General features: G+C 49.2%; 15 protein-coding genes. 1 reads left to right on the top strand and 14 read right to left on the bottom strand.

From position 1 onward, the window contains the following. Positions 1-3 precede the first annotated feature (3 nt). The 11 genes from Q337_RS0101275 to Q337_RS0101225 form a co-directional block, all read right to left on the bottom strand. A complete protein-coding gene (locus Q337_RS0101275; RefSeq protein WP_026470036.1) occupies positions 4-777 on the bottom strand; it encodes a hypothetical protein in 774 nt (257 codons plus the stop codon). Positions 778-845: 68 nt separating this feature from the next. Continuing rightward, positions 846-1,280, bottom strand: coding sequence for a hypothetical protein (locus tag Q337_RS0101270; protein ID WP_026470035.1), 435 nt, complete (start codon positions 1,278-1,280; stop codon positions 846-848). Then, entirely contained in the window at positions 1,277-1,756 is a 480-nt protein-coding gene (locus Q337_RS0101265; RefSeq protein ID WP_026470034.1) for a hypothetical protein, read from the bottom strand. The genes Q337_RS0101270 and Q337_RS0101265 overlap by 4 nt, the downstream gene beginning before the upstream one ends. Then, a complete protein-coding gene (locus Q337_RS0101260) occupies positions 1,753-2,283 on the bottom strand; it encodes a head-tail connector protein (protein ID WP_026470033.1) in 531 nt (176 codons plus the stop codon). The genes Q337_RS0101265 and Q337_RS0101260 overlap by 4 nt, the downstream gene beginning before the upstream one ends. A gap of 6 nt (positions 2,284-2,289) precedes the next feature. Continuing rightward, the gene (locus Q337_RS16335; protein ID WP_034279144.1) at positions 2,290-2,685 is read right to left on the bottom strand and encodes a hypothetical protein; all 396 of its coding nucleotides are present in this window, start codon (positions 2,683-2,685) and stop codon (positions 2,290-2,292) included. A gap of 84 nt (positions 2,686-2,769) precedes the next feature. Then, positions 2,770-4,299, bottom strand: coding sequence for a hypothetical protein (locus Q337_RS0101250; RefSeq protein ID WP_026470032.1), 1,530 nt, complete (start codon positions 4,297-4,299; stop codon positions 2,770-2,772). A gap of 60 nt (positions 4,300-4,359) precedes the next feature. Next, positions 4,360-5,544: an HK97 family phage prohead protease gene (locus Q337_RS0101245; RefSeq protein ID WP_051526471.1), complete on the bottom strand. Its 1,185-nt coding sequence runs from the start codon at positions 5,542-5,544 to the stop codon at positions 4,360-4,362. Between the two features lie 40 nt (positions 5,545-5,584). Then, positions 5,585-7,750 (bottom strand): phage portal protein, encoded by a 2,166-nt coding sequence (locus Q337_RS0101240; protein WP_026470030.1) that lies wholly within the window; start codon positions 7,748-7,750, stop codon positions 5,585-5,587. Next, positions 7,723-9,255, bottom strand: a complete 1,533-nt coding sequence (gene terL / locus Q337_RS0101235) for a phage terminase large subunit (RefSeq protein WP_026470029.1) — start codon at positions 9,253-9,255, stop codon at positions 7,723-7,725. The genes Q337_RS0101240 and terL overlap by 28 nt, the downstream gene beginning before the upstream one ends. Further along, positions 9,245-9,709, bottom strand: coding sequence for a DUF2280 domain-containing protein (locus tag Q337_RS0101230; RefSeq protein ID WP_026470028.1), 465 nt, complete (start codon positions 9,707-9,709; stop codon positions 9,245-9,247). Before Q337_RS0101230 ends, terL begins: the two co-directional genes overlap by 11 nt. 57 nt (positions 9,710-9,766) lie before the next feature. Next, positions 9,767-10,438, bottom strand: a complete 672-nt coding sequence (locus tag Q337_RS0101225; RefSeq protein WP_026470027.1) for a putative metallopeptidase — start codon at positions 10,436-10,438, stop codon at positions 9,767-9,769. Between the two features lie 169 nt (positions 10,439-10,607). On the opposite strand from Q337_RS0101225, the gene Q337_RS0101215 reads away from it, so the two are divergent. Continuing rightward, positions 10,608-10,877 carry a hypothetical protein gene (locus Q337_RS0101215; protein ID WP_156935672.1) on the top strand — a complete coding sequence of 90 codons (270 nt, stop codon included), beginning with the start codon at positions 10,608-10,610 and terminating at the stop codon, positions 10,875-10,877. 70 nt (positions 10,878-10,947) lie between these two features. On the opposite strand, the gene Q337_RS16330 is transcribed toward Q337_RS0101215, so the two are convergent. The 3 genes from Q337_RS16330 to Q337_RS0101200 all read right to left on the bottom strand — a co-directional run bounded on the left by Q337_RS16330 (position 10,948) and on the right by Q337_RS0101200 (position 12,265). Next, positions 10,948-11,235, bottom strand: coding sequence for a hypothetical protein (locus Q337_RS16330; protein WP_156935671.1), 288 nt, complete (start codon positions 11,233-11,235; stop codon positions 10,948-10,950). A 37-nt stretch (positions 11,236-11,272) separates the two neighbouring features. Beyond that, positions 11,273-11,872: a hypothetical protein gene (locus tag Q337_RS0101205; RefSeq protein WP_026470025.1), complete on the bottom strand. Its 600-nt coding sequence runs from the start codon at positions 11,870-11,872 to the stop codon at positions 11,273-11,275. A gap of 135 nt (positions 11,873-12,007) precedes the next feature. Continuing rightward, entirely contained in the window at positions 12,008-12,265 is a 258-nt protein-coding gene (locus Q337_RS0101200; protein ID WP_169733730.1) for a Lar family restriction alleviation protein, read from the bottom strand. Positions 12,266-12,282: the final 17 nt, after the last annotated feature.

Raw genomic sequence — 12,282 nt, 5'->3', positions numbered from 1 at the left:
ATATTACTCCGATAAATACCAGTCAAACACACGGCCAGTGTCATCTGCAAAGGCCTCGAATTCAAAATCAGGAATGTTGTAATCATCCTGCTTGGTGGCCATGCCCAACTTGTTAGACATACAGCGATAAAACTTAAAGTGCAGGATCTTGCCCTTATAGGCCTGCATCAGATCCAGTGCAAATGTAGGCGCACTACCCATATCCACGTTCATGACTGTGCCGCCCTGGGCACCAGCAATAGTGGCGCTATATCGGTAATTAATGAACACGGTCTTACCCGCATCAGCTACTGCAAAAGTATAAGTACCGGTGCTTTCATCAACACTGTACTGGCCAGCAGTCGGAGCATTCGACACACGCTTCAGTGGTACGGCCTTGGCATCAGTGACGCCCAGATCACCCTTGAATGTACCGCTACTAGGTGGCGCAATTAATATCGTATAGCCACCGGATGACGGAATTACGTTACCGGAAACGGATTGCGGCATGGTGGTGATGGAACCGCCCGTCATGGTCTGGCCAAACACCAAACTATTGAGCAGTGCGCCATTGACACGGGCTGCACTGGCCTTACCCTTGATTGAGCCTTTACCACGTGCAGCATCTACCGCAAATTGGCCTCGACCATGCAAAGTTTTTAAATCAAAACCAAAGTCAACTGATGCACCCTGAAGCACACCCATTTCAACTGGTGTAGGTGTGGCAATGGTATTGCCATAGGCATCCATGTCAGCTGCTGCTACCACCGTGCCAGCACTAAATAAATATTGAGCCATATCGACCTCACAAAATGAAAAAGGCCGCATTTGCGACCTTTAGGGGAAAATAAAACTGTTATATAGAATCAGGTGACTAGCATACGCACTGGCACGATGGCCACCGCCTGATCACCCAGCGTGCCTTCATCAGTTTCAATGGTGCCTTCAATCCAGCAGTGCTCTACCAGCCCGCCCAATGTCTGGCATTTACTGATATCCGGAAACTCCGGAGCCAGTGCCTGCTCAATTGCATCCAGTAGTGGATTAATGACCGTACCGGCCACCTGGTCGCCAGTTGTTTGTGCATACACATAAACATCGGCGTTAAGATACCACTTTGCTGGCACGCCCTTGGCCGGAATGCCCTGCACTACGGTTTGGCCACCTTGTGTGACACACAAATACGGCTGCTCGGCACTGGATACACTGTCCCAGTGACGCAGGCGCCGCTCAGTAACCACAAAGCCAGGCACACTGGCCAGACGGTTAAATAATGCAGCATAAATTGCCTCACGATTCATAAAATACCCTGCCTGACTGATTGCTGGAGTGTTTGCCTGATTTCCGGTGCCATGTCAGTCAGCGCCGATCGTAAAAATGATTTTTCCGGCAAATTGACCTGGCGGCTATGTGCCCGGATCTCTACAGTGCGCGGTGTAATGCTTTTACCCCAAGCCATCTTGATCTGGCGCAAATGTGCCTTAACCGATACCTGGCCATTAAACCCAATTTCATGTGCGCGGGCGTATTCCACATTGGTGCCAACAATACCGGTAATCTGGCTAGGCGTATTAACCACCTTTTGAGTGATAGAACGTCTAAGCCGCCCGGTTCGCACATTGAGTACTTGGCCAGATAACTTATTGACCTTGACACGGGTTAGTAGCTTTAGCGTGAGCCGGCCAATGCTTTGCTCCACATTGGTGGTGATTTTGCGGTATTGCTCACGGATGCTGGCCACAACTGCTGAATCACCTGTTACTGATGCTTCAATCATCCTGGCACCACCCGTTTATATTGCTGTAAAACCATTTTACTGCGCTCAGAAAACACGCCTGTAAAATAGGAAATGGTTTCACCGGCCAGTGTTTTGGATTGCAGGCCAATACGGTCCTTTTCCTTGTAACCAAGCGCCACCAGATCAATCACCGCATTTTCTATATCAGCCGGCACAGTATCAAAGCCTATGTCGTATTTGATACAGATATTACGGCGCCCACGGCTAAAGCAGGCACAATCCAGAATCAGCCACCAGTCAGCATGCCGGTACTGGCCAGCAGGAATTAAGCGGCCATCAATGGTGATGGAGTTTATGGCCAGAATATGCGGATCAGTTAAAACCAGCTCGTCCTTGCCGTTGCCGTCCATCCAGCGCACTACTTCATGGCGTAACACCGTAAAGCCCAGCCATTTCTCCACAAAGGCACTGGCCGCATCAATCAGGCGCTGCAACAGCTCATCATCCACAGCAACAGCCTGGAGCTTTAGCCACTCCTTAACCCTTTCAAGTGTGGTCAGTGCCATGATGGATTATTCCTGTTTTGCTGGTGGGGTGTTTTTGGCAGCCTCGGCATCAGCAGCGGCTTTGGCATCCGCCTCTGCCTTCAGGCGTTTTTCTTCCGCTGCTGCCTGCTTTTTGGCATCCGCCTCTGCCTTTTTGCGTTCCGCTTCAGCATTCTTGGCAAGCTCAGCCGCCTTGCGCTGTTCTTCTTCCTGAGCCAGTCTTTCAGCTTCAACCACACGTTGGGCTTCCGCTTCAGCAATGGCAGCAGCTTTTAACTGATCTTCATTCAGTAGAACAAAACCCAGCGGCAGAATAAGTGCCTGAATTTCAAATGGCGCTTCAATGTGGCCATTTTCTACCAAATATTCCACACCAGCCGCGCTGACTGATTGTACGTGTTCGGGTGCCTGATACTTTGGCATGCCTATTACTCCTGAATTTAAATGGAAAAGCCCAGCAGGGTTGCCGCTGGGCTTTAAGGTGAAACACTACTGAGCCAGCAAAAATTACTGACGGGCAATGTTGGTGATAACACCCATGGAGAATGGCGCATAGTGCTGAAGCACACCGTCTGCGTAAACACCGTATTCATATTTACGGGTACGCAGTGGCCATTCGATCTGGTAGTAATCCTGGCGCATTTTCATCTGTACCGTATTGGCCACGTTGGCCAGTTGGTAAGGCAGCTTACGGGTGAAGAAGAAAATAGTGCCGGTTGGCATGTTAGGGTGAACCTTGATTTCAACCTTGGTATTGGTGATTTTGTTCAGGTAGCTGCCTACCACCTTGCCGGCCACAATACTGGATGGATCGTTCACGTCCACAGTGAGCTGCAACAGCGGTGCACCATTATTGCCAACAATCAGCGTGCTGATGTCCTGCAATTCCTGTGCACTGACGTAGATCACATCAGGACTTAAACGGTAGCGGGTGTAAAACGCATAGAGCGCTTCGTTGATCTCAACCACACCGCCCGCGCCATCACTGGTGAGCTTGGTCCCTACACCAGCAGTGCCGGTCGGCATATACTTCACATACGCCTTGCTATTGGGTTTCAATGCCTGGATCAGCAAACCGTCAAAGTCATAGCTGGAGGTGGAATTATCCTGATCAGCAATGCTACTGGCCAGCTGGGCGCCGCCCTGAGGCTCATCCTTAATAATCACACTGTTAATGGCAGTGACAGTAATCAGGCGTTCAGATCCGGCAGGTCCCATGTACCAGGCATAACCCACTGCACCATTCACTGGTGTAACAGTAGCCGTGATAGAGCCACCATTAACCACAGTGACTGTAGCAGCTGCTGACTTACGGGCAGAACCGCCACCAAAGGTGGATGTAGAACCATCCGCATTGGTACGCACAATTTGTCCTGGCACCTGAGCAAAGGCTGCATCGAAAATCTGGCCAATACCGCCATTATTCATACCAACCACATCAAGGTAGGCCTGTAGACCTAACGCAATACAAATAATTGACTTGGTTGCAGCAGTTAATGTACCGCCATTGGCAACAGCAGCCAGTACTGGTGTGGGCGTTTGTCCCATGGCCAAAGAGGTATTACCACCTAAAATCAGACGTTCTTCCTGAATCATGGTCGCTTCCAGCGTCTGGGCAACTGCCAGTGCTTTCACGTCTTCATAATTCTTGGAGGCATAATTGGCTTCAAACGTCACATCGTTTTCCAGACCAAAGCCACGGAACGATGCAAAATAATCATCGGTTTGATGCTGGATTTTGCCGCCGCGCTGGCCTTCACCCACACCGGCACGCTGATTTTGTACGTTGATATTGGTGATAACTTTCCAGTTTGCCTGAATCGCATAGCCACCAGTAATACGTGGAATGGAATTACGCAGCGGGGTTTCTACTGGGTAAAACTTCTTGGATGGACCTTCCAGATCATACGCCTGAAGACCTGTAGTCGCGCTACCAGGCTGGGTAAAGGATTTGGTCAGATCCGTGTTTTGCATGGCGGACGCCTGTGCTGCTTTCATAGCGTCCAGTGTTTGTTCCAGATTTGCTGGTTTAGGCATTGCCTGTTCTCCATAAAGTAAAAAAGCACCCGTAGGTGCAGTGAAATAGGGCGCTATGAATTACGCCAATTTGAGTGGTGCTGCATGAATCGCCTTAATGAGCGAGGCGGCTTCATGCACTTCGCCCGTGGCATCCACCACCGGCTGCACATTAAATTCTTGCTGTTTCATATCAGCAGACTTGGTTAAATCCATGACTGCTCCCTTAGGGTCTTCCGGCTGGGCTTCCAGTTCTTTCACCCGTTTGGCCAGTGCGTCGCGCTCACCCTGAACTTTAGTCAGGTCTGCCTTGGTCAGATCGTGCTCAGAGCGTACTTTCTGCAAAGCCTCTGAATCAGCTGCTTTCGTGGTCGCATCTTCCGCTGCATCATCGTCTGCTGCCGCATCGTAGCCGAGTGCAGCAAGCTTGCCGTCACATTCCTTGAGGGTTTTATGAATGTCGGCCAGTTGTTCTTTAGTGGCTTTTGAAAACTTGGTGCCGGCTTTGGCCAACACGTCTGATCCGCCCAGCTGCTTAGCTTTGACAATGTTCTCAACAGACGTGACAAGTTTTGCAGATTCCTGCTCAGAGAACTGGTTAAAGATTGAAACGCCTGATTTAAGCCACTCAACCAGCTGGACGGGAATATTAGAATTGTCTGCATAGCACTCACTCTCCCACTGGGCATCCTGAATCAGGTATGACAAATCCCGTAAAATTGTTGAAAAATCTTTGATCTGATACATGCTCTTGTTCAGGTCATCTGTACCAGCTGCTTTTTCCAGTTTTTCCGGGTTATCTTCTAGATCTGCTGGATCAATCCCATCTGCCTTATAACAGGTGATTACTGCTGAAGGATTTGCAGGCCGATCCACCAGAGAAACTTCTACCAGGTTAATCCCGGTAATGATGGTTTTATTGACTGTATCGCGCTCGGTAACACTGCCACCGATACTAAAACCCTTGTAGACGTTGGTTTTAACCTTCTTAATGGCTTCAGCATCAACAATATGGGCTTTAATGACTGTGACGCCATCATCACCCACGCTGATGTCCAGTGCTGTACCAGCAGCTTGAGGTTTGTGCATTTCACGCACCGCCCCAAACTTCATATAGTCGGGAATGGCGGTTTTAATGGCGTTGGCCAAAATGGTTTCGCCGTCGTCGTCCTGTTCTTCAGTGGACGCAATCCCTTCAACAATGATGGTGCCGTCATCCTGATCGTTGACTTTTTGAATAGCACCAAACAGTTTTTTCAGTTTCATAAAAACTCCAGGCAAAATAAAACCCACATAAAGTGGGCGGTTAATCTTTTAACACCGGTAAGATGTCACACCGGCAATGTGGGTGCAGCGGGGCATTCTTGCGAAAACTCCCCACCACAAAATATTCATTCAGCGGGACAATTACTCCAGAGAGTGCTGCACATTTCGGGCAGCAGCCTGGTGCAGTGAGCCACTGCTTGGACTCGACCAGCTCGGATTCCTCATAAGCGGCCACATTACCCTCAACATCAGCGATGGCCGTTTCTGTACGTGCGATAGAATCGGCACGCTCAGCGCTGAAGGCGTAATCAGCCTTGATCTCATTGGCCAGTGTGTCATTGCTCCAGCCCTCCTCCATGGCTTGTGTGACTTTACTACGCAGCATGTCACGGGTGCTTTCAGTGATGGAATATAGCGGGCTGGGATTTTCGACCAGCTCGCCATTCTGCCAGCGCATGCCAACCAGTTCAGCTGCCCGTTCATTGGCATAATCAATCGCTTTCTGATTGGCCAGTGATAAGGCATCTTCCATATTCTCCGGATCTATACCGACCTGAAAAAATGCCTCGTTCACGCCATCCAGTGCCACCACCTGAAGGCGCGCCTTAAACCCGTCCACCAGAGTCTGCCAGCGACCAAACGACAATGTATTTAAAATCTTGCCGATAATACCGTTATTGTCAGTAGCCTTGCCAAGTGCTTCCGCTTCCAGTGCTGCTATCACATCGCTGGCCAGCAGCTCCGACTCCACTGCAAAGAAGCTTACTAACTCCGCCTGAATGGCCGTGACTGTTTCCGTGACTATCGCCCGATCCCGGTTGATCAGGCTCACCGGCTTTTTTGCCTTGGCCACTTTCTCCTTGGCAGGATTTGCCTCTGGTGGATCTGGTTGCTCCGGATCAGCTGGTGGATCTGGCGACATCTCTTTAGGTAATGCACCCAAACCAAACCGCTTGGCGCGTACCTCGTCGGCGGTCAGGATCTTGGCGGTTACATACTTGGAATCAATCTCGGCCTGATCCTTAGGCGCGACCATTTCGTCAGACTGCCAAATGAACTCAAGATCACTGCCAAAATAGGCACTGATAATGCGGTCCATCATGGATTTAACCCACATCATGAGCGGCGCAAGGCCTTCCGATTGTGAGGCCTGCTGTGCAGTTTCTGCCGTGGCCCGGTTCACTTCTTTAACAAAGCCATGTGGTGAAATACCAAAAGCAAAACATGCCACCCGGGCAATCCACTCGTCAGCCTGATCGGTCAGCGCTTTTTCCTTAGTATCAACCGGCTTTACACCGTTTGGCACGAACCGGGTTTTACGCCGTTCCGTCAAATTCCCTGACAACAGATCATTCCACCAGTCCGTGAACTGTTTGGTTTGCTCCACGGTCCACGCATCAGGCACCTGAAAAATCAGGTCAGGGGTGCTGCCATCGGTATAGTAGGCAGTCTGGTAGGTTTGCCGGTTCAACGCCAGGGTAATGATATTGACGATCTGCTCAACTGGCGAGTAACCATACACTTTATGGGTGCGTGGATTACGTGGCAGGTAAAACAGCTCATTATGGGCATAATCTACGGCCGGCATGCCCTTCAGGATTTGCTGATAGGCTGTTTCACCATTAATGGGTGTTCGGCCGTACACATCGAGCACACGCTTAATGGTGGCACCGTCCACTGGCTCCAGCGAATATAAATCACCGCCCTTGGTTTTACGCGGGTAAACCGTCGGAGCATCAATTACCAGTAGATCTTCCAGCAGCATACGCAGCCAGGTTGCCCAGTCGTGCTCCAGATCAGGAAAGCGTAAAAACTCCGCCACCTGGTCACAACGTGGATCTGGTGTCGCTGACTCATCACCCACCGTGCCGGCTTTATCCCGAACTTTAATAGTCCAGTCCATGCGGACAATCTGGTCCTTGCGGCGCTCAATAATGACACGCAGCAAATCCGATGAATCGGCCAGTGTACGCATCACATTAAAGCCGAATAGCTCGCCCTGGCGTGGCGTGTTGTTCATGTTAATGCCGGTGCCATAATCAAACTGGCGTCCGGCTGTACCTTCCGGTGCAACGGCTGGGGTCGGATCAGACGGGCCAAACCAGTCTGGTGCCTTCCCAGTGATTGCAGTATGAAAACCAGCTGCAACACGCTGCACAAAGTCAGCTGCTAAGGCTGTTACCTTGCCACCGCTTGCTGTAGCCATGAATTACCCCCTTGTGATTCGGCTTGCGCCTGTTGTTCCTGCTCGGCTGCTTCACGCTCTGCCTGTTGTTGTGCCTGCTGTGCAATAAAGTCAAATAGGCCTTGCCCTGGCATAATGTCGTTTAAGTCGTTGAACGCATCAGATGCAGCGTCCACCTGATCATCATGCTTACCATTAGGAAAATTACGCAGCTCCTCAATGAAAGCCTTGTTCCAGTCACCCCGGAGCAAGCGAACATTACCCACATTGACCTGGGCAGCAAACGGCGCGGCACGTGTGGCCTTATCACCCGATACGGTTTCAGCCTTGACCTGATAGCCTGAAAGCATTTTGATAAATGACTTGGCCTGTGCCTTACCAGCCTGCCCAGGATCTTGTGGCAAGCGGATTCTGACCGCCTTGCCATCAGTCGCAGCAGTTGATTTAATCCGTTTTTCCACATTCTCTGGCCCCAGCTGGCCATGCTCTACGCCTACGACATACCAGTAACCGTCCTTACCATCAGTAAGACGTACACCAGCAGTCGGATCACCCTCATTTTCAGTGGCGCCCAAATCCCATGCACGGCATGACCGGTCAGCGGTTGCCGGCAAGGCATCCACAATTTCCATGTTGTCAGGCTTGAAGAACCCACCCGCTGGTGGTGATGGAAGTTGCCGATACTGGCCAGCAAATACATAAGGTGCCGCCAGCTCCATGCGGTGCAGGGTTTGAATATCATGCTTGGCTGGCCAGAGTGCAGTGCCATCAGGCTTAATGGCCGACAAACACAAATGCTCCCATATTTCACCATTGCCACCCGCTACAGGCGTACCCTCCTCGCCCCGATCACCCAGTAGCCAGCCGGCTAAATCTTCCTCATGCAGGCGCTGCATGATCACAATGATGGGTGTGTCCCGTGAGTTAGTACGCGACTCCAGTGTATTCTGGAACCACTCAATTACACCCTCACGGATGGTTTTACTGCTGGCCTCGTCCGCCTTGTGCGGATCATCAATAATAATGGCACCGCCAAACTGTTGCCGGAATTTACCAGCACCAAAGCCGGTGATGGTGCCGCCAGTACCCTGTGAATAACAAACGCCTCCAGCTGTGGTGCGCCAATCGTCTTTAGCCTGGCTATCATCTTTTAGCGCCAGATCCGGAAACACTTTAAGGTAAGCCGGCTCACGCACCAGATTACGGGTCTGGGCTGCATTATTCGCGGCCAGCTTTGCCGAATAACTGATATGAATAAATTCACAATCAGGCACACGGCCAAAACACCAAGCCATAAAATTGATTACGGCCAGCTCGGTTTTAGAATAGCGAGGTGGGATATTGATAATCAGCCGCCTGGTTTCACCGCGAAAAACCTTCATGAGTGCGTCACAGATCTGGCGGTGATGGTCGTTGTGCAGCCACTTATACTTACGGCGTTCCTTGAACATATAGCGCGAGAAAAAGTAAAAGTCTTCCCGCGCCTCAACTCGTATGGCCAAGTCACGGGCAGGATCAGTACTCATCCTTCAATTGCTCCCGTGCTGCTATATAGTCATCCAATGGAACATTGGCTGGTGGGTGAAGTGGCTCACCATCCTTGCCGGTTACTTCCTGCCGATTGGTGTACTGGCCACCCACGTCCTTTGCGGCCTGCTCCAGAATCTTGAGCGACATTGTGGTATTTCTACTGTTGCGCTCCAATTGCTTCTGATACTGCTTAAGCCGGTAATGCTTATTGGCAATCGGAATATCAATCAAACCAGCGTCAAACTTCTCTCGTGTGTCAAAGAAAAGCTTTTTTAGGTCAGCACTTAATTTGCGGCACGTAGGCCTTGTTGGGTCATAGGCAGCGCATTGCTGCAATGGAATATCAACACCAAATTCCTGTCTTACCGCGTCTACCACTTCCTGAGGTCGGTCACGGCAGGCAAGAGCTTGAACAATAAATATTTTTACTGGCTCTTTTAAAACTGCCATTACTCCCCCTTTGTAAGTCTAGGTAAGACCTACAAGGCAAAAAAAATGAGCCGAAGCTCACTTGATAACGACTGCCCCGCAGCCCCGTTCCACTTCAGTATCCGGCACAAACGGTGCAGTGTTAGCAATGTTGGCCAGTCGCTTGGTATCGCTGTTTGCACCCCAACGCCTGACGGTATCGAAAAACTCCTCAACATCGTGATTGACCAAACGATGCTTTGGCAGGCCAGTGACATTACTGGTAATCATCTCGCCATCTTCATCGCGCTCTACACCGATATGACAAAGCTCATGGTCAACCAGTGCACAAAACTCCCGATCGGTAGCCGTTTCACAAAAACTCGCATCGAGCGTAATAAGGTACGTGGGTGTAAAACCAAACCATTCACGCATTTGTTGTTCCTGGCGTGCTTTCTGCCAGCCACCGGCACGAAAGGCCACACGCTCACACTGGCCAAGCACCAGGCTATTTTTATTTTTAGCCGGTGCGGATGCCCAGGCAAAGGTTAAAAAGCCTTTATCTTCTTCAATTGACTCAACCAATAGAGAAATATGTTCATGCTCCGGGTTATACAGTGGACTGCCAATTTTTAGGAACGTACGTTTTACCCAGGACAGCACTTCAGGTGCAGGGATAAGCTCAACCGCTGGGTCAAGCCCGGATTCCAAATCTGCTTTAGCCTGATCCAGAAAATTTACTGGTGGGAATGGTCTAACGAGGTCAGTCATAAAAACACCGGAAAACTAACAGCAAGGTAAATAAATAAACTGGCCAGCAAAACCAAAGCGGCCAGCACGAAATACATCCCGTATCCACGATCCATGTGCAGCACCCCAAAATGCCTTTTGGCCAGTCAATAATTATTTGTGACAGTCACATTTAATTAGGTTAAAATTTATGCTCTGTCCAGTGAGCTATAAGAATATGGAAAAGGATAAATACACGGCGGATCTGTTTAAGAATCCGGTTGGCCGTCCACCCAAAATTGATAAATCTGGCAAGTCAGCAGCACAACGCAAAAAAGAACAGCGTGAACGACTGGAGCAACGTGCGGCCGCAAATGATTTTGACCAGGCTGTTTGCCTGCATGTACTCAACAATAAGCAGCTACGTGAAAAATATGGTGTGCTGGCCTGCCAACACTTAGAGAAATTATTAAGCAAATAAAAAAATACCGACTGCTGCCCCGTTTCAAACAGCAGCCGGCTGGTGCAATACGCTCACCCAAGCACAACACTTAAAATTTATGATTTGAACAACGTGCCAATACTTCCAGTTCACGCATGGTTGGCCTGCCAAATCGGCGAGCATTGGCATCGTACAGCTGGCGCTCTAACTGGGCTTTTTTATCCAGCGCTGCATAAAACTTGTTATCCATCTCGGCCAGCTGCTCTGGTGTCTTGCCTGCTTGTGTACAAGAACCTAGATGATCAAGCTCGGCCTTGGCATGCCGAATCTGCTCACGTGACATGGTGAAGTCCTTTTCTATAGGCGTAAAAAAACCCGGCTGGGCGGCTGGGTTCAAATTTCTGTTAATCCAAATTTTTTAAAGAATTAACTCACTAACTGTTTTTGCAGGTTGCTTCTTTTCGATCTATCAGTTTTTGCTGTTTATGATCAATCCGGCTGCCATCAGTTTGAATTTCAGTAATTGAGAATGAGCAGCTATACATTCCTGTTGGAACATCTCTTAACTCATAATCTTTACCAGGTTCAAAAGTAACAGCGCGATATTGACTACAGTTAAGTACCTGAGTTCCATCAATCTTGCGACTTAGGAAGTTAAGAACCATTTTTTTATTAGCAGGGACATTAAATTCATAAAAATATCCATTATCCACTTTTGGTGGAAAAGGCATACCTAGAAGCTTTTCCTGATGAATTCTTGCTTTACCATTTAGCTGGTCTTTAAGACTACCGGATGAAACAACAGGTGTATTCAACGATCCCCTTTCGGTATCTTGTGTTGTTAAGCAGCCTGAAGGATAAATTTCATAAGATTGCAAATCACCCTTAATAACTCGCAACCTGGCTTTTTGCGGTGCATTAGTATCCTGATAATTTTTTACGCCATAGGCTTGAGCCAGCCCATTCTGAATACCAGCAGTACAGCCTGTTAAAGTTAGCGATACCAATACCAAGGCAAATAAATTTTTATTCATATTACATAGCTCATTAGATTTAACGACTTTATAAATTAATTATTTAATGATGTAAAAAAAGTTTCCGTCACGGTTTGTTATCAGAGCCGCCCACTTGCCATGTGACGCCTTGAGGCAGAGGTCCCTACTATTCTGTTATACGCGCTTGTTCCAGGCCTCAATGACACTCAATACCATCGCATCACGGTCATCAACAAATTTGCAATTGGATTCAATTTTTGCACCACAGTCATGGCAACACACATCAGCTGCAAATACTTCCCAATCTTCTACTTCCTCAATCCATGATGATGCAACTGCATGACCACCACAAAATGGGCAAGGCTTAACGGGAACAGGTGGATGTACTGGAGGAATCGCATCACTGGAGTACATGGTTAAACCTTTATGCATAGTCCACCTTTTATTAT

Origin of the sequence: Alkanindiges illinoisensis DSM 15370 (assembly GCF_000619845.1) — a bacterium.
Taxonomy (GTDB): domain Bacteria; phylum Pseudomonadota; class Gammaproteobacteria; order Pseudomonadales; family Moraxellaceae; genus Alkanindiges; species Alkanindiges illinoisensis.
This window is presented reverse-complemented; position numbering and strand designations above follow the sequence as displayed.